The 17,373-nt window shown below is 63.2% G+C and carries 14 protein-coding genes; 8 read left to right on the top strand and 6 right to left on the bottom strand.

Annotated features, from left to right (window positions below):
- Window positions 1-104: 104 nt before the first annotated feature.
- Window positions 105-1,127 (bottom strand): NADP-dependent oxidoreductase, encoded by a 1,023-nt coding sequence (locus tag ACVIYL_RS36115; protein ID WP_076826615.1) that lies wholly within the window; start codon window positions 1,125-1,127, stop codon window positions 105-107.
- Between the two features lie 703 nt (window positions 1,128-1,830).
- Here ACVIYL_RS36115 and ACVIYL_RS36120 point away from each other — a divergent pair.
- The 6 genes from ACVIYL_RS36120 to ACVIYL_RS36145 all read left to right on the top strand — a co-directional run bounded on the left by ACVIYL_RS36120 (window position 1,831) and on the right by ACVIYL_RS36145 (window position 8,991).
- Complete coding sequence (locus tag ACVIYL_RS36120; RefSeq protein ID WP_456780834.1) at window positions 1,831-3,801, top strand: AMP-binding protein; 1,971 nt, start codon at window positions 1,831-1,833, stop codon at window positions 3,799-3,801.
- A complete protein-coding gene (locus ACVIYL_RS36125; RefSeq protein WP_456780835.1) occupies window positions 3,798-4,583 on the top strand; it encodes an ABC transporter ATP-binding protein in 786 nt (261 codons plus the stop codon). Before ACVIYL_RS36120 ends, ACVIYL_RS36125 begins: the two co-directional genes overlap by 4 nt.
- Window positions 4,584-4,592: 9 nt before the next feature.
- Complete coding sequence (locus tag ACVIYL_RS36130; RefSeq protein WP_080667122.1) at window positions 4,593-5,522, top strand: branched-chain amino acid ABC transporter permease; 930 nt, start codon at window positions 4,593-4,595, stop codon at window positions 5,520-5,522.
- 15 nt (window positions 5,523-5,537) lie between these two features.
- Entirely contained in the window at window positions 5,538-6,665 is a 1,128-nt protein-coding gene (locus tag ACVIYL_RS36135) for a branched-chain amino acid ABC transporter permease (protein ID WP_456780836.1), read from the top strand.
- A gap of 83 nt (window positions 6,666-6,748) precedes the next feature.
- Window positions 6,749-8,074 (top strand): ABC transporter substrate-binding protein, encoded by a 1,326-nt coding sequence (locus ACVIYL_RS36140; RefSeq protein ID WP_456780837.1) that lies wholly within the window; start codon window positions 6,749-6,751, stop codon window positions 8,072-8,074.
- A gap of 74 nt (window positions 8,075-8,148) precedes the next feature.
- The gene (locus ACVIYL_RS36145) at window positions 8,149-8,991 is read left to right on the top strand and encodes an ABC transporter ATP-binding protein (RefSeq protein WP_456780838.1); all 843 of its coding nucleotides are present in this window, start codon (window positions 8,149-8,151) and stop codon (window positions 8,989-8,991) included.
- A gap of 75 nt (window positions 8,992-9,066) precedes the next feature.
- Here ACVIYL_RS36145 and guaB read toward each other — a convergent pair whose 3' ends face one another.
- Together guaB and ACVIYL_RS36155 are read right to left on the bottom strand one after the other, a co-directional pair.
- Window positions 9,067-10,557, bottom strand: coding sequence for an IMP dehydrogenase (gene guaB, locus ACVIYL_RS36150; RefSeq protein ID WP_028335041.1), 1,491 nt, complete (start codon window positions 10,555-10,557; stop codon window positions 9,067-9,069).
- A 182-nt stretch (window positions 10,558-10,739) separates the two neighbouring features.
- Complete coding sequence (locus ACVIYL_RS36155; RefSeq protein WP_456780839.1) at window positions 10,740-10,991, bottom strand: hypothetical protein; 252 nt, start codon at window positions 10,989-10,991, stop codon at window positions 10,740-10,742.
- A gap of 139 nt (window positions 10,992-11,130) precedes the next feature.
- Here ACVIYL_RS36155 and ACVIYL_RS36160 point away from each other — a divergent pair, with 139 nt between their 5' ends.
- A complete protein-coding gene (locus tag ACVIYL_RS36160; RefSeq protein WP_456780840.1) occupies window positions 11,131-12,618 on the top strand; it encodes a DHA2 family efflux MFS transporter permease subunit in 1,488 nt (495 codons plus the stop codon).
- 694 nt (window positions 12,619-13,312) lie between these two features.
- The gene (locus ACVIYL_RS36165) at window positions 13,313-13,894 is read left to right on the top strand and encodes a phasin (protein WP_456780841.1); all 582 of its coding nucleotides are present in this window, start codon (window positions 13,313-13,315) and stop codon (window positions 13,892-13,894) included.
- Window positions 13,895-14,232: 338 nt separating this feature from the next.
- Here ACVIYL_RS36165 and ACVIYL_RS36170 read toward each other — a convergent pair whose 3' ends face one another.
- The 3 genes from ACVIYL_RS36170 to ACVIYL_RS36180 all read right to left on the bottom strand — a co-directional run bounded on the left by ACVIYL_RS36170 (window position 14,233) and on the right by ACVIYL_RS36180 (window position 17,214).
- Window positions 14,233-15,069 (bottom strand): Crp/Fnr family transcriptional regulator, encoded by an 837-nt coding sequence (locus ACVIYL_RS36170; RefSeq protein WP_456781923.1) that lies wholly within the window; start codon window positions 15,067-15,069, stop codon window positions 14,233-14,235.
- Between the two features lie 233 nt (window positions 15,070-15,302).
- Window positions 15,303-16,004 (bottom strand): RlmE family RNA methyltransferase, encoded by a 702-nt coding sequence (locus ACVIYL_RS36175; protein ID WP_456780842.1) that lies wholly within the window; start codon window positions 16,002-16,004, stop codon window positions 15,303-15,305.
- A 166-nt stretch (window positions 16,005-16,170) separates the two neighbouring features.
- Window positions 16,171-17,214, bottom strand: a complete 1,044-nt coding sequence (locus ACVIYL_RS36180) for a Ppx/GppA phosphatase family protein (protein ID WP_456780843.1) — start codon at window positions 17,212-17,214, stop codon at window positions 16,171-16,173.
- Window positions 17,215-17,373 lie beyond the last annotated feature (159 nt).

Raw genomic sequence — 17,373 nt, forward strand, 5'->3', positions numbered from 1 at the left:
GGGTCTCCGTCAAGCAAATGGGGGCCGAAAGGCCCCCAAATCCCCGCCATTGTGGCGCATTTGATACTTTGTTGCGCGGAATGGGAGCTTCCGGGGCCTGTAACTCAGGCCTTGTCCGGCCCGACCCGGACCAACTGCTTGCCGAAATTGGCGCCCTTGAGCAGGCCCATGAAGGCCTCTGGCGCGCTGTCCAGGCCCTCGGTCACGAACTCCTTGTACTTGACCTTGCCCTCGCGCACCCACTGCGACATGTCGCGGAGGAAGTCGCCATGCATGGCGGCGAAGTCGCTGACGATGAAGCCGCGGAAGGTCAGCCGCTTGGTCAGGATGTTGCGCATCATCGCGCCGGCCCATTTCGGGGCATGCGCTTCGGTGTCGTTGTAATGCGCGATCAGACCGCAGACCGGGATGCGCGCGAACGCGTTGAGCAGCGGAAACACCGCGTCAAACACTGCACCGCCGACATTCTCGAAATAGACGTCGATGCCCTTCGGGCAGGCTTCCTTCAGCTTCGCCGCGAGATTGGGATCGCGGTGGTCAAGGCACTCGTCGAAGCCAAGCTCGTTCTTGACGTAGGCACACTTGTCCTTGCCACCGGCGATGCCGATCGCCCGCGCGCCCTTGATCTTGGCGATCTGGCCGACCGCCGAGCCGACCGCGCCGGACGCCGCCGCGACCACCACCGTCTCGCCCGCCTGCGGCTTGCCGATCTCGAGCAGGCCGGTATAGGCGGTCATGCCGGGCATCCCGAGTACACCGACCGCGGTCGAGATCGGCGCGATCTTCGGATCGATCTTGGCAAGGCCCTTGCCGTCGGACAGCACATGCGTCTGCCAGCCCGCGCGCGACAGTACGATATCGCCCTTGGCAAAGCCGGGATTGTTGGAGGCGATCACCTCGCTCACCGTGCCGCCTTCCATCACGCCTCCGACCGGCACCGGTGCGGCATAGGACGGACCGTCGGCCATGCGGCCGCGCATATAGGGATCGAGCGACAGCCAGATGGTGCGGAGCAGCACCTCGCCCGCACCCGGTGCCGGCGGCGTGTAGTCCTCGAGCCTGAAATTGGCCGACGTGGGCTCGCCGTGCGGGCGCGAAGCCAGAACGATGCGCTTTCCTTGGGACATGATTTCCTCTTGGGATGATTGGTTCGTGGCGCACACGTAGTCATGCAATCCACCTCCCCGCAAGGGAAATGGATTTGCTGTCTTCGCGTTGCGTTGTTTGAAATGTTGTTTGAAATGACAGCCATCATGCCAGGCACATTGGCGCCAACGCGATACCGTCACGTCGCGGCGGTTCGCAGGGCCCCCTGGTGGCGGCAGTTTGTCACGGCGCGCCACCGGCAGACGAAGCGGCCGTAGTCAAGTCGCCTCATCCGACCTCGCGATCCGGCACGGCGGAGCCAAGGCGGTCAGGCGGCCCTCCATGGTCGCAACGAGGGCGGCCGCCCAGCTGATCGGCAACCGGTTTCCGGTCGCCCTCGAAACCTGATGGCGCAGGACTCCGGTCAGCTTCGCGGGACCGTCCGATGGACGTGAGGCTCTCCGAAGCATTGGGGTTACCTCTTGAGAGCCGATCAGCGTCTTCGCGCCGCAATGTCCGTCTGGTGGCGGCCGGATTCACCTTCGGCGAATTGGCAGCCGGTAGACCTATCTCTGCCGGGCGCGCCCGCGGCAAAAACGCGACCTATCAATCTGGCACTTGTCGGACTTTCGATTCGCTGTAATCTCGGACCATGCGGCACTCGCATGTCTGCTACCCAAAAATGGGGCAGGCATCACCATAACAGGAGCGAACCAACGCTTCGGTTTTTGGATCGAGACCGACATGGCCGGCGACGGATCGTATGATACGTTTCCCAAATTGCTGCTGCGAAACACGGCACAATTTGGCACGCGGCCAGCGTTCCGACATAAGGATCTCGGCATCTGGCAGAGCTGGACCTGGGCTGAGGTTGCCGAGATCATACGTAGCTACGCTGCCGGCTTGCATCGCCTTGGCTTGCGGCCAGGTGAGACAATCGCGGTCGTCGGCTCCAATCGGCCCAAGCTTTACTGGACCATGATGGCAGCGCAGACGCTGCGCGCAATCCCCGTTCCGGTCTACTCCGATGCAGTGGCTGATGAGCTTGCTTTTGTTCTCGCTCACGCCGAGGTGACGCTGGTCGCGGCGCAGGACCAGGAGCAGGTCGACAAGGTCCTGTCGGTGTCCGACCGACTGCCGCAACTCAACAGGATTATCTACGACGAACCGCGCGGAATCGACGGCTACGACCACGGTCGACTGATCGCAATCGGCGATATCATCAATGACGGCCGCGCCGCGCTTGCAGCCGACGCAGCACTTGGCGAACGGATCGATGAATCCATTCGGGCCGGCAACGGTTCGGACATCGCGATCATCCTCTACACCTCGGGAACGACCGGCGCACCCAAGGGCGTCATGCTGTCGGCACGAGGCTGCATCGATGCTGCAACCGACACCACGCGGTTCGACAAGTTGACCGACAAGGACGTGGTGCTGGCCTATCTGCCGCTGGCTTGGGCGGGCGATCATTACGTCAGCTATGCGCAAGGCTTGGTGGCCGGATTCTGCATGGCGTGCCCCGAGAGCAGCAACACAATCGAGCAGGATCGGCATGAGATAGGACCAACCTTCTACCTGGCCCCGCCACGCGGTTACGAGGCCATGCTGACGCGGCTGATGGTCCGGATGGAGGACGCGGCGCCGATCAAGCGGCGATTGTTCAGCTACTTTCTGGACGTCGCGCGGCGGTATGGCGAGCAAGTCTTGACGGGACGTCCGGTGCCGCTGTCAGGCCGATTGCTCTATGCGCTCGGACGCTGGCTGGTCTACGAACCTCTCAAGAACGTTCTTGGCCTGTCTCAGGTGCGCGTCGCATACACTGGAGGCGAAGCTATCGGTCCGGATCTGTTCGCGTTCTACCGCGCGATCGGACTGAACCTGAAACAGCTCTACGGCCAGACCGAAGCGTTCCTCTATGTAACGTGTCAGCCCGATGGCGAGATCTATCCGGATACGGTTGGTCCGCCGGCGCCCAACGTCGACATCCGCATCGCGGACTCGGGCGAAGTGCAGTTTCGCTCGCCCGGCATGTTCCTCGGATATTTCAAGGATCAGGCAAAGACCGCGGAAGCGACGACGTCCGACGGATATGTCAGGACCGGCGATGCGGGCTTTTTCGACGAGAAGACCGGGCATCTGAAGATCATCGATCGTGCGAAGGACGTCGGTCGATTGGCTGACGGCACGATGTTTGCTCCCAAGTACCTTGAGAACAAGCTGAAGTTCTATCCCAATATCAAGGAAGCGATCACGTTCGGTGACTCCAGAGAGTTCGTATGCGCCATGCTCAACATCGACCCGGTCGCGGTCGCGAATTGGGCGGAACGCAACAACGTCGCCTACGGGTCCTATCAGGAGCTTGCCGGGCATCCGCTGGTCTACGACATGGTCGCCAGAGACGTTGCCGCGGTGAACCGCTCCCTGGCAGGGGAAACGGTGCTTGCGGGCGCCCAGATTCGCCGCTTCCTCATTCTGCACAAGGAGCTCGACGCGGACGACGGCGAGCTGACCCGCACGCAGAAAGTGCGCCGCCGCTTCATTGCCGAACGCTATGCGTCGCTGGTCACGGCACTCTACAACGGAGCGCATGACGCCGACATTTCCACGGAAGTGACGTTTGAGGATGGCCGGAAGGGCACGATCGCGGCACGAGTCGAGATTCGCGACATGCAAATCATCGGTCCGGCAGAATCGCTGGGAAGAGCGGCATGAGAGCGCCAAACGCCAACGAAATCCTGCTGCAGGTCGAGGGCGTGGCACTGGCCTTCGGCGGCGTCAAGGCGCTGCGGGACGTCTCGTTCAACGTCAAAAAAGGCGAAATTCGCGCCATCATTGGCCCCAACGGCGCCGGCAAAACCTCAATGCTGAACGTCGTCAACGGGTTCTATCACCCCAACCATGGCGCCATCACCTTCAAGGGAAGCACCCGGTCCAAAATGCAGCCGTTCGAGGCGGCGCGCTGCGGCATCGCGCGCACCTTTCAGAATGTCGCCCTGTTCAAGGGCATGAGCGCGCTCGACAACATCATGGCAGGCCGCACCTTGAAGGTGCGCCGGGGGCTGTTGTGGCAGCTGCTGCGTTATGGCCCTGCCCTCGCAGAGGAGATCGAGCATCGGCGCAAGGTCGAGGAGATCATCGACTTCCTGGAGATCGAGACAATCCGCAAGGTACCCGTCGGGCGTCTGCCATACGGCTTGCAGAAGCGTGTCGAACTCGGTCGCGCCCTGGCGATGGAGCCCGACCTTCTGCTCCTGGACGAGCCGATGGCAGGCATGAACCTCGAGGAGAAGGAGGACATGTCGCGGTTCATCATTGATGTGAACAACCATTACGGCACGACCATCGCCCTGATCGAGCACGACATGGCCGTGGTCATGGATCTGTCGGATCGCGTAGCGGTGCTTGATCACGGCGTGAAGATCGCCGACGGCACGCCTGATGAAGTGAAGAGAAGCCAAGCTGTCATCGACGCATATCTTGGCGTCGCGCATTGAGGTGCGTCCATGATCGCACTGGGTCAGTTTCTCGAGGTCCTGATCGGCGGATTGATGTCCGGCGTGCTCTATTCGCTGGTCGCGCTCGGCTTCGTGCTGATCTTCAAGGCATCCGGCGTATTCAACTATGCGCAGGGAGCAATGGTGTTGCTCGCGGGATTGGCGCTGGTTCGCGCCCTCGACCTCCTGGTCGCCAACGGCCTTCCGCTTTGGGTCGCGGTCATCCTCGCTATCGGCTTTGCCGCCGTGATCATGGCAGCAACCGCCTGGCTCATCGAGCGGTTCGTGATCGGACCTCTGGTCAATCAGGATGGCTTGACGCTGTTCATGTCGACGATCGGCGTGACATTCGTTATCGAGGGCGCCGCGGAGATGATCTTCGGATCGGATGTCTACCCGCTGCGGCTGTTCCCGACCGACGCCTGGTTCTTGTTTGAAGGCCTGTTCCCGGGCGGGATTCTGGTCAACAAGCTGGATGTCTGGGGCGCATTGATCGCGGGCGTCCTAGTCGCCGGCCTCGCGGTCTTCTTTCAGCGCACCAAGACCGGTCGCGCGCTCAGAGCCGTGGCCGACGACCATTTGGCCGCGCACTCGATCGGGATTCCAATCAGCTGGATTTGGTTCGTGGTCTGGCTCGTTGCCGGCCTCGTTGCGCTCGTCGCGGCGACCGTGTGGGGGACCAAGCTTGGCGTGCAGTTCTCCATCACGTTTCTCGCGCTGAAGGCTTTGCCGGTCCTGATCATCGGCGGCCTCACCTCCATTCCCGGAGCCATCGTCGGCGGGCTCATTGTCGGGGCCGGTGAGAAGCTCGCAGAGGTATATCTCGGGCCATCCATCGGCGGCGGCATCGAATATTGGTTTGCCTATGTGCTGGCGTTGGCGGTGCTGCTCTTGCGGCCGCAGGGCCTGTTCGGCGAGCGGATCATCGAACGTGTCTGAGGCAAGGAGGTCGTTGTGCTCTATCGCGAAGCTGGCCAGTTCAAGGTGACCTATGCGGAGGACATGGCGATCTTCCCGATCCGGCAGGATCGTATTGCCCTCGCCGTCTTGCTCGCGATTGCTTTCATTGGCGTGCCGCTGTTGGCCACCTTCCGGATCTGGCCGTTCGGCACCGACTATCTGTTGTGGGCCATCCTGCTGCCCTTCCTCATCCTGGCGCTCGCCGCCATCGGGACAAACATTCTCGTCGGCTATTGCGGCCAGATTTCGCTCGGCAGTGGCGCGTTCATGGCCATCGGCGCCTATTCCGCCTACAAGCTGGCGACCGGCGTTCATATCCCGCTTGCCTGGCTTGGCTTCGCGATCGCGATCCCACCGTTGCCCGTGCTGGCATCCATTCTGCTTGGCGGGTTCATGGCGGCGGGTGCCGGACTCCTGTTCGGCATTCCCAGTCTCCGGATCAAGGGTCTCTACCTGGCGGTCGCAACGCTCGCCGCGCAGTTCTTCTTCGATTGGGCGTTCCTGCGGATCCCGTGGTTCACCAACTACGCCCCGTCGGGATCAGTGAATGCGCCGGAACTGGATTTCTTCGGCATGGTCGTTCGCTCGCCGGTCGAGCGTTACCTGCTGTGCCTGCTCTTCGTGACCGTTATGGCGGTGTTGGCGAAAAATCTCGTGCGCGGCAATCTCGGCAGGCAGTGGATGGCGATCCGCGACATGGATATCGCCGCCGAGCTGATCGGCATCAGGCCGCTCTATGCAAAACTAACGGCTTTCGCGGTCTCTTCGTTCATCATCGGGGTGGCGGGTGCGCTCTGGGCGTTCGTCTACCTCGGTTCATGGGAGCCGCTTGCGTTCTCGATCGACCGCTCGCTTGAGCTTCTGTTCATGGTCATCATCGGCGGGCTCGGCTCGATCATGGGTTCGTTCATCGGAGCAGCGTTCATCCTCATCGTGCCGATCATGCTGAATGTGATTCCGACCAAGCTCGGCCTGCCACTGTCGACGCAAACGATCACTCACCTCCAGTTCATCATCTTCGGATCCTTGATCTGCTATCTGCTCATCAAGGAACCCCATGGCTTCGCCCGGCTGATATCGATCGGCAAGGAGAAGCTCAGACTTTGGCCGTTTCCCTACTGAGGGAGCGATCGTGCCTTGATCGCAATGGAAATGGCGGCCGCTGACAACGAAGAGGAAGGAAGTACCGCAAGGAGGATATCAATATGGCAAGTATTCCACGCAGGTTACTGATACTCGCGACCGCCTTGGCCGGCGCGGCGCTTAGCGCACCGGCCGCAGCGCAAAACGAACAGTTCATCCCAATTCTGTCCTACCGGACCGGACCGTACGCTGTGAACGGCGCGCCCTACGCAAACGGCGTGGTAGACTACTACAACCTGATCAATGAACGTGACGGCGGCATCAACGGCGTCAGGATTCTGATCGAGGAATGCGAGACGGGCTACGCGACCGACAAGGGAGTGGAGTGTTACGAGCGTCTCAAGAGCAAAGGACCAACCGGCGCGGCCTTCATCAATCCGCTGTCGACCGGGATCACCTTCGCACTCACCGAAAAGACCGCGGCTGACAAAATCCCGATCATTACGATGGGGTATGGCCGTGCCGATTCCAAGAACGGCGCCGTGTTCGCATATAATTTTCCATTGCTCGGCACGTATTGGTCCGCGGCCGATATCGCGATCCAGCACGTCGCCAAGGAACTTGGCGGCTTCGACAAGCTGAAAGGCAGGAAGATTTCGCTGCTGTACCATGACAGCCCCTATGGCAAAGAGCCAATTCCGATGCTGCAGGTGCTGGCGCAGAAGTACGGCTTTGAGTTCACGCCGATCCCCGTCACGCATCCCGGCGTCGAGCAGAAGTCGCAATGGCTGGCGATCCGCCAGAATCGGCCGGACTATGTCCTGGTCTGGGGCTGGGGCGTCATGAACAGCACGGCAATCAAGGAGGCCGCCGCCGTCGCCTATCCGCGCGACAAGATGATCGGTGTTTGGTGGTCAGGCGCGGAGCCGGATGTGACGCCGGCGGGCGATCAAGCCAGCGGTTACAAATCGTTGATGCTTCAGCATGGCGCAGGAAAATTCCCCGTGCACGCCGACATAGAGAAGTACGTCTACGCCAAGGGAAAGGGTTCGACAGAACCCGGCAAGATCGGCGAAGTCCTCTACAACCGCGGCATCACGAATGCCATGCTCGGCGTAGAGGCGATCCGCAAGGCGCAAGAAAAATTCGGCAAGCAACCGCTGACGGGCGAGCAGGTCCGTTGGGGGCTTGAGAACCTCATACTCACCGATGCACGAATCAAGGAGCTCGGCTTTGAGGGTATGTTGAAGCCGGTCAGCATTTCCTGCTCCGACCACGAAGGCGCGCGCTACGGGCGCGTCCAGCAATGGGATGGCAAGGGTTGGAAAGTGATCTCCGACTGGTACACGGCTGACGAATCGCTGATCGAACCACTCGTCGCCGATGTGTCCGCGAAGTATGCCGCGGAGAAGAAGATCAAGCCGCGCGACTGCGCAAAGGAAACCTGACCCGTGCGAGTGATCCGGGAGGCAGGATTGCCTGCTCCCGGATCCCAGCCCCTGCTCAGTTTGGAGGTCTGCGCATGTCAATCGCCAAGGTCGTCACCGCTGCGACGGAAGCGGCAGCGCTGATTTTATCGGTCAACAATATCGAGGTTGTCTACGATCACGTCATTCTCGTGTTGAAGGGCGTCTCGCTGGAGGTCCCGCGAGGCGGCATTGTTGCGCTTCTCGGCGCCAACGGCGCCGGCAAGACGACGACGCTGAAGGCGGTCTCCAATCTGCTGCACGCAGAGCGCGGCGAGGTCACCAAGGGCTCGATCCTGTTCAACGGCGTCGAGGTGAAGTCCCTGTCGCCAAACGACGTGGTGCGACGCGGCTGCATCCAGGTGATGGAGGGGCGGCGCGCCTTCCCTCATCTGACGGTCGAGGAGAACATCCTGACCGGCGCCTTTACGCGGACGGACGGAAAGCTCGCGATCGCGCAGGACCTTGAACGTGTCTACGCGTATTTCCCCCGCCTCAAGGAGCGACGCAATTCCACCGCCGGCTATACGTCGGGCGGCGAACAGCAGATGTGCGTGATTGGCCGCGCGCTGATGTCGCGCCCGAAGATGATCCTGCTCGACGAACCATCGATGGGCCTCGCGCCGCAGATCGTCGAAGAGATCTTCGAGATCGTGAAGGATCTCAACGCCAGGGAAGGTGTGTCGTTTCTTCTCGCCGAGCAGAACACCAATATGGCGCTCAGATATGCGAGCCACGGCTACATCCTCGAAAACGGCCGCGTGGTGATGGACGGCGAAGCGCACGCGCTCGCCGCAAATGAGGACGTCAAGGAGTTCTATCTTGGCGTCGCCGGAGAGAAGCGAAAATCATACCGCGATGTGAAGCACTACAAGCGACGCAAGCGCTGGCTCGCCTAGCGGATGATGGCGTCCCGGACTCCCGGGACTCCGGGTTCGGCCCTTCGGACCGCCCCGGAATGACGGTGCTTGTGCTTACACCCCGCCCGGATAGTTCGGGGCTTCGCGCGTGATGGTGACGTCATGGACGTGGCTCTCGCGCAGGCCGGCGCCGGTGATGCGGACGAATTCGGCCTTGTCGTGGAAATCCCTGATGTCCTTGGCGCCGACATAGCCCATCGCCGCCCTGAGACCGCCGGCGAGCTGATGCATCACATTGCCGACCGGGCCCTTGTAGGGCACCTGGCCCTCGATGCCTTCGGGGACGAGCTTCAGCGTGTCCTTGATGTCCTGCTGGAAGTAGCGGTCGGCCGAGCCGCGCGCCATCGCGCCGACCGAGCCCATGCCGCGATAGGCCTTGTAGGAGCGGCCCTGCCACAGGAAGACTTCGCCCGGCGTCTCGTCGGTGCCGGCGAGCAGCGAGCCGACCATGGCGATGTCGGCACCGGCGGCGAGCGCCTTGGCGAGGTCGCCGGAATATTTGATGCCGCCGTCGGCGATCACGGGCACGTCGGCCTTCTTCGCGGCCGCGACCGCGTCCATGATCGCGGTGAGCTGCGGCACGCCGACGCCGGCGACGATGCGCGTGGTGCAGATCGAGCCGGGGCCGATGCCGACCTTGATGCAGTCGGCGCCGGCATCGATCAGCGCCTGCGCGCCGCCCTCGGTCGCGACGTTGCCGGCCACCACCTGCACCGCGTTGGAGAGCCGCTTGATGCGGTTGACGGCGTTGAGCACGTGGCGCGAATGGCCGTGCGCGGTATCGACCACGACGACGTCGACGCCGGCATCGATCAGCCGCTCGGTGCGTTCATAGCCGGTCTCGCCGACCGTGGTGGCGGCGGCGACGCGCAGGCGGCCGTGCTCGTCCTTACAGGCGAGCGGATGGGCGACCGCCTTCTCGATGTCCTTGACGGTGATCAGGCCGACGCAGCGATACTGGTCGTCGACGACGAGCAGCTTCTCGATGCGATGCTTGTGCAGCATCCGCTTCGCCTCGTCCTGGCCGACGCCCTCGCGCACCGTGACGAGGTTCTCGTGCGTCATCAGCTCCGAGACCTTCTGCCGGGGATCGCTGGCGAAGCGCACGTCGCGGTTGGTCAGGATGCCGACCAGCTTGCCCGGCACGTTCTTGGCGGCACCGGTGACGACCGGAATGCCCGAGATGCCGTTCTCCTTCATCAGGGTCAGCGCATCGGCCAGCGTGGCGTCGGGGCCGATGGTCAGCGGATTGACCACCATGCCGGACTCGAACTTCTTGACCTGCCGCACCTGCGCGGCCTGCCCTTCCGGATCGAAGTTGCGGTGGATGACGCCGAGACCGCCGGCCTGCGCCATCGCGATCGCCATGCGCGCCTCGGTGACGGTGTCCATCGCGGACGCCATGATCGGGATGTTGAGCGAGATCGCGCGGGTGACGCGCGAGCGAATATCGACTTCCGAGGGAAGCACGTCGGACAAACCGGGCTTCAGCAGCACATCGTCGAACGTGAAGGCTTCGCGGATAGCCGGAAATCCCGTGGCCATTGCCAACTCCTTTATCTGCGGCCCAGCCGCGATGGTCTTACGGATGAACGCTACCTGCGGCGACGCTCGCTGCGTCACCGTCGAATCGGCGCCCATCGGTGGGGTTGACGCTGGTCGATAGCATGGCGGCATGACGAATCAAAGTGTTTGCCAGCCATGCACAGGCCTTTTTAGGGTCCGGTTCAGGGCGCCCGGTAACCCGGCGGCGGCCCATGGCGGCGGATCGCCTCGACCATTTCGCGATGGCGCCGGTCCTCGCGCTTCATGTGGACCGCGATCACGGCATGGGCCGACGGCACCAGCAGCAACACGTGGAAAAACAGCCCTAAAATCGCGCAAAACACGATCAGGACCAGATTAAAGATGGCCGAAAACGGCTGTCCGTTCAGGAGCAGTCCGATCGGCGGCAAGAGGGCGGCAAGGACGTAGATCACGGCGAACCTTTGGACACGGGCGGATGCATACCAGCGTCACGCAGGATTTAGGGCGTTTGGCCGGTTCCGCAATAGCGTGGCCCTGGGCGGGATGATATGGCCCGCTCGCCCGCCTTTTCAGCACAGCTGTCCTGTTTTGATGAACAAGCAACGCCTGATCCCGCTCATCGTGGCCACCGCCCTGTTTATGGAGAACATGGACTCCACGGTGATCGCGACCTCGCTGCCGGCGATCGCCGCCGATATCGGCACCAGCCCGCTGACGTTGAAACTGGCCATCACCTCCTATCTGCTGTCGCTCGCGGTGTTCATCCCGGCGAGCGGCTGGACCGCGGACCGCTTCGGCGCCCGCATCGTGTTTGCCGGCGCCGTCGGCGTGTTCATGCTGGGCTCGATCGGCTGCGCACTGTCGTCCTCGGTGACCGATTTCGTGTTCGCCCGCATCCTGCAGGGCCTCGGCGGGGCGATGATGACCCCGGTCGGGCGGCTGGTGCTGCTGCGCTCGGTCGACAAGAGTGCGCTGGTCAACGCGATGGCCTGGGTGACGGTCCCGGCGCTGATCGGCCCGGTGATCGGGCCGCCGCTCGGCGGCTTCATCACCACCTATTTCTCCTGGCACTGGATCTTCCTGATCAACATCCCGATCGGGCTGCTCGGCATCTTCCTGGCGCTGAAATACATCGATCCGATCAAGAGCGAGGATCCCGAGCGCTTCGATCTCGTGGGACTGGTGCTGGCCGGGATCGGCCTCGCCGGCATCGCCTTCGGGCTGTCGGTGGCCGGGCTCAATCTGCTGCCGTGGCCGATCGTCGCCGTGCTGGTCGGTGTCGGCACGGTCTCGATGACGCTTTACGTCATCCACGCACGGCGGACCGGTTCGCCGGTGCTCGATTTCGGCTTGCTGCGGCTGCCGACCATGCGCGCGTCGATCGTCGGCGGCTTCATGTTCCGGCTCGGCATCGGCGCGCTGCCATTCCTGCTGCCGCTGTTGATGCAGGTCGGCTTCGGCCTGTCGCCGTTCCAGTCCGGTCTCGTCACCTTTGCGTCGGCGGTCGGCGCCATGGGCATGAAGACGCTGGCGGCGCGCATCATCCGCGCCTTCGGCTTCCGCAACATGATGACCGTCAACGCGGTGGTCAGTTCGGCCTTCCTCGCCGCCTGCGCCCTGTTCACGATCTCGACGCCGCTGATGCTGATCTTCACCATCCTGGTGGTCGGCGGCTTCTTCCGCTCGCTGCAGTTCACCGCGATCAACACGGTGGCCTATGCCGAGGTCGAGGCGCCGCAGATGAGCCGGGCCACCACCCTCGTCAGCGTCAACCAGCAGCTCGCGGTGTCCGCGGGCGTCGCGGTCGGCGCGTTCTCGGTTGAAACCACGCTGGCGCTGCACCACCAGACCGAGCTCTCCGCCGACGTGTTCGCGCCGGCCTTCATCGTGGTCTCGCTGATCTCGGCGGCCTCGGCCTGGTTCTTCTGGCAGATGCCGGCTGAGGCCGGCAACGAGATCGCCGGCCGCAAGGCGATCGACATCTCGAGCCGCAAGGGCGCCGAGAAGCGCGCCGCGACGGAAGCCGTCAAGGTCGCCACCGAGGACACCCAGAACGCACGCGATCAGCGGCTCGGCTAGTCGATCGAACGAGCCGTCTCCGAAGCACGGACACCGCGAGTCGCCGTCAGGTCACGACCAGGCCATCAGGGGTGGCCGGTCATTCCGCCTGGCTGTCCTCGATCCGGACGTTCGATTAGTTCGTATGTAGGAACGTGGGTCGCTTCCAACCACGATTCCAGCGCAGCTCCGCAGACCGTGCAGATCGCATCACCCGTATGCGGCACCAAGAACTTCTCTTCGGTGCGTCTGTACTCGGCGCCGCAATTGCATTGAACAATGGTCGCCATCTGGGAAATATGCGCTTGCGTCGCCCGATTTTCCAGTCCTGCAAGAAACGGCCCCAGTGCGCGAAACCTGACGCTGCACCAAGGCCGCCAACCCAGTTGGGGTTTTCTCCCGGTGGGCTTGGGGGGCATTGGCCGGGAGCAAAGGAGTCGACTCCAGCCGCGCACCGAGGTTCCAAGCAGTCGCGTCGAAATGTCGTGCTGCGCGCCTTCAGATCGGGATGACACCCGACTACCCACCCTCCTGAGGCAAGCGGTCGGGATGTCCAGCCGCATCGGCTGCGCCTCCGCCGCGATCGGTGGCCGAACGCCCCACAGTGCCACCATACGACGGTCGTTTCGTCCCGGAAAAAAATCTCCGCGAGAGTCAGAAAGCGAACGGAAGCTGCACCGCCGATCCTGCATAGTCCTGCTCAAGCGAGCACGCGGTGACCCGGCATCAGCAAAAAAACCAGGTGGAAGGGAGCGCTCCAGCTACGCTTCCCCAGCGTCCGTGCACTGCGAGGCGCCGATTTTCCTTGATTTTGTTTCGCTTGAAAGGATCAGAGCCAGTGAGTGACGTCCAGACGAATGAAGTGAGCGACAATCCGAAAGCCGGCGGCTTCAGCCTGCCCCTGTTCGCGCTGCCCCAGGCCTTTCAGGGCATCGCCGAACAAAATGCGACACGCGCACGGGAGCAGTTCGAGAAGGTCAAGGAAGCCTCGGAGGAAATCTCCGTCCTGCTCAAGGAGGCATATGCGGTCAACGCCAAGGGCGCTGCGGATTACGCAGCCAAGGTGATCGAGATCTCGCATTCCAACGCCAGTTCGGCCCTCGCTTTCATATCCGAACTCGCCGGCACCAGGTCGCTGTCGGAGGCCATCCAGCTTTCGGCCGATCACGGCCGCAAGAATTTCGAAGCGACGACCGCGCAGAACAAGGAGCTCTGGGAGATCGCGAAGAAAGTCGCGACCGAGACCTCCGAGCCGATCAAGAAGAGCTTTGCCAAGGCCCTGAAAACACCTTCCTGAGGAGCCCCCCCCCCCGCTCCCAGGCCGGCTGGACCAAGGGTCTCCGTCAGAAGAGGCACGGTCCAGCCGACGGTGCGCGGGACCAGCAATTCCTGACATTGGAGGAGGACCAAGGTGGGCGTCATCATGATCAAATGCCCGCGGACGGGACGTGCGATCAATACCGGCATGAAATCCGACCGTGAGACGTTCCGGTGCAGCACCGTGTTCTTTTCGCGCAGCTATTGCACGAGCTGTCGGACCAATCACGAATGGTTCGCCAGGGACGCGTGGGTGCACGAACCCGAGCACGAATTGCGCAAGGCGTCCTGACACCCGCGTCTGCGTTGCAACCGCATTCAATGGCTTCGTGATCGCTCAGCACCCGCGCCGCGGGTATGTGCATGAACCTTGTCGCCATTGGTCCACGGTCCGGCGTGCGAACGCCGATGTCCGTGTGGCGGCCCGCCGTGACCGGACGACCTCATCCCTTCCGCGGATACGATGCGGTCGATCCTGCCGCGCATGATCTCGTAGCACTCGCAGGCCGCGGTTTCGAGCCGCGGCCTGTCAACCTCGATCGAGCTCCGCCGGTTGGAGCGGATTGCGCCCGAGGCGCGAAGCTTGTGCACGACGTGGGTCACGGTCGTTCGTCGCACGCCGAGCAATTCCGACAGCGTCTCCTGCGTCAACGGCAGCGTGTCGTCGCCGATCTGATCGTGAACCTGCAACAACCACCGGGCCAGACGGGCCTCCACGGAATGGAGCGCATTGCACGCCGCGATATGCTGGAACTGAACCAGCAGCGACCGCATATGGAGCTGCACCGCGCTGCCAAGCGCGTGACTGTGCGCGAGCGCGGCGTGAAATCGTGCCGGCGAAATCTGCCACGTCGTGCCCGCGACGCGAACCACCGCGGTCATCGGCGAGCGTATCGACCTGAGTGTCGACAGGATGCCGGCGGCGCCCTCGTTGCCGATCATTGTCGTCGCAACGGCCTGTCCGTTCGGCATGTCCATAACGAACGCGATCAATGCCGTGCAGGGAAAATAGATCTGTTCGACGAGGTCGCCCGACCGCACCAGCACGGCGTCGCGTTCGAGCGATATCTTGCGGAGATGAGGCGCAAGCAAATCAAGGTCGGCGGGCGGCAAGGCCGCCAGAAGGCGATTACCTATGCTCGACCTGCGTTCCATCACGGAAGAGCTCCGCAAGACGGAGGCGCGGCTCGCTGCACAAACCTGTCATGGCGCCAGGCCGAAACACGCAACGAACTGACCGCGCCGGGAAGATAGAATACGCCGTAACGGAAAGAGTTCCAATGGATTCAGGTCAGCTCGCGACGCGCTCGCGTACCGGGCAGCGCTCCGGCCGGGCCCTATGAGGGATCTGGATTGCCTTCGCGGAGGCTTCGGCGAACGCGTCGCCGCTACGCCCCGCGCAATGACGGCTGTTGCTGCCCGCGAAATCCCGTCGCCAGCACGTAGCGCTCCGACGAATCCTGCCGGCTGGCGGCCGGCTTGACGTGGCGGACGGTCGCGAAATCGCGCTTCAGCTGCGCCACCAACTCGGCGTCGGCGCCGCTCTGGAACACCTTTGCCAGGAACGTGCCGCCGGGATTGAGCACCTCGCCGGCGAAATGCGCGGCGGTCTCGACCAGGCCGATGATGCGCAGCTGATCGGTCTTGCGATGGCCGGTGGTGTTGGCGGCCATGTCGGACATCACGATGTCGGCGCGGCCGCCCATCATCGCGATCAGTTTTTCCGGCGCGTCGTGGTCGAGGAAGTCGAGCTGCGCGAAGGTGACGCCGGGAATCTCGCCCATCTCCAGCAGATCGATTGCGACCACCTTGCCCTTGCCGTCGACAGCACCGGTCCGCTTGGCCGCAATCTGGCTCCAGCCGCCGGGCGCCGCGCCGAGGTCGACCACGGTCATGCCCGGCTTGAGCAGACGGTATTTGTCGTCGATCTCGAGCAGCTTGAAAGCTGCGCGGGAGCGGTAGCCCATCGCCTTGGCCTTGGCGACATAGGGATCGTTCAGCTGGCGCTCGAGCCAGAGTTTTGACGACAGCTTGCGCTTGCCGGCGCTCTTGACCGTGACGTGCAGCCGCCCGGTGGTGTCTTTCGCCATACTGCTTCTCTACTCCCTCGCCCCGCTCTTGCGGGGAGAGGGTTGGGGTGAGGGGCTGGTTCCGCAATGAAGGTGAGAGTTGCGCTCGTGGAAAGTCCCCCTCACCCGGATTGCATTGACATGCAATCCGGCCTCTCCCCGCAAGCGGGGCGAGGCAAGAGAACCTCTAGCACGCCCGCAGCGCGCCGTCCTCGCGCATCATCTCGACCAGCATGCCCTCGCGCAGGCCGCGATCAGCGACGCGGAGCCGCGGCATCGGGAACGCGTTGCGGATCGCATCTAGGATCGCGCAGCCGGCGAGCACCAGATCGGCGCGCTCGACGCTGATGCAGTTGTTGTTGACGCGCGCCTCATAGCTCATGCCGAGCAGCTTCTGGATCGTCGCGGTAACGTCGCAATCGTTCATCCAGATGCCGTCGATGCGGCGGCGGTCGTAGCGCGACAGATTGAGGAACACGCCGGCGAGCGTGGTCACGGTGCCGGAGGTGCCGAGCATGTGCATGTCGCGCAGATCCTTGCCGTGCTCGGCCGCGAACGGCGCGACGTGCCGCGCAACCTCATCGATCATCCGCGCATACAGATCCCTGGTGACGTTCTTGCCGCCGAAATGTTCGGCCAGCGTGACGACGCCGAGCGGGATCGACATCCATGCCTTGATGCGTGGCGCCGCGTCGGGCGCGTTGGGGTCGCGCTCGATCCGCACCAGCTCGGTCGAGCCGCCGCCGATATCGAACAGGATGGCGCCCCGCCCCTTCGGATCGAGCAGCGGCGAGCAGCCGATCACCGCGAGCGTCGCCTCGGTCTCACGATCGATCACCTCGAGCTTGATGCCGGTCTCGGCCGCCACCCGCGCGCGGAAGCTCTCGGCATTGCCGGCGGCGCGGCAGGCCTCGGTGGCGATCAGGCGGAGCCGGCGCGCCTTGCGATAGCGAATCTTGTCGCTGCAGATGGCCAGTGCGGCAATCGCCCGCTCAATCGCGGCCTCGCTGATCGAGCCCGTGGCGGCGATGCCCTCGCCGAGCCTGATGATCCGCGAGAATGAATCGACCACGCGGAACCCGTCGCCGGTGGGACAGGCGATCAACAGCCGGCAATTGTTGGTGCCAAGGTCCAGCGCGGCGTAGACGCCACTTTCCGCCGCTGCCGCAACCAACCCTGGCGGGGCTTCGCTGGCCGGGGGGCCGTCGCAAAGCCGCACATGGTCGTTCATCAAAACTGTCTTTCCGCGGGACCCCAGGGGATCCGTAGGATCCTTTAGGCCCGCCGAATAATTATCGTTCACGGAAACTTTAGCAGCGTCAAAGCCCTACGCAAACTCCGTTCACATTGGGTCCATGCCCAATCGGGCGTTGTCGTTAAGGGGGGTGTG

This window comes from Bradyrhizobium sp. USDA 3315 (assembly GCF_054056795.1).

Coding starts and splice junctions, on each gene's coding strand:
- ACVIYL_RS36115 (WP_076826615.1), bottom strand. CDS start 1,127: ATGTCCCAAGGAAAGCGCATCGTTCTGGCTTCGCGCCCGCACGGCGAG.
- ACVIYL_RS36120 (WP_456780834.1), top strand. CDS start 1,831: ATGGCCGGCGACGGATCGTATGATACGTTTCCCAAATTGCTGCTGCGA.
- ACVIYL_RS36125 (WP_456780835.1), top strand. CDS start 3,798: ATGAGAGCGCCAAACGCCAACGAAATCCTGCTGCAGGTCGAGGGCGTG.
- ACVIYL_RS36130 (WP_080667122.1), top strand. CDS start 4,593: ATGATCGCACTGGGTCAGTTTCTCGAGGTCCTGATCGGCGGATTGATG.
- ACVIYL_RS36140 (WP_456780837.1), top strand. CDS start 6,749: ATGGCAAGTATTCCACGCAGGTTACTGATACTCGCGACCGCCTTGGCC.
- ACVIYL_RS36145 (WP_456780838.1), top strand. CDS start 8,149: ATGTCAATCGCCAAGGTCGTCACCGCTGCGACGGAAGCGGCAGCGCTG.
- guaB (WP_028335041.1), bottom strand. CDS start 10,557: ATGGCCACGGGATTTCCGGCTATCCGCGAAGCCTTCACGTTCGACGAT.
- ACVIYL_RS36160 (WP_456780840.1), top strand. CDS start 11,131: ATGAACAAGCAACGCCTGATCCCGCTCATCGTGGCCACCGCCCTGTTT.
- ACVIYL_RS36170 (WP_456781923.1), bottom strand. CDS start 15,069: ATGGAACGCAGGTCGAGCATAGGTAATCGCCTTCTGGCGGCCTTGCCG.
- ACVIYL_RS36175 (WP_456780842.1), bottom strand. CDS start 16,004: ATGGCGAAAGACACCACCGGGCGGCTGCACGTCACGGTCAAGAGCGCC.
- ACVIYL_RS36180 (WP_456780843.1), bottom strand. CDS start 17,214: ATGAACGACCATGTGCGGCTTTGCGACGGCCCCCCGGCCAGCGAAGCC.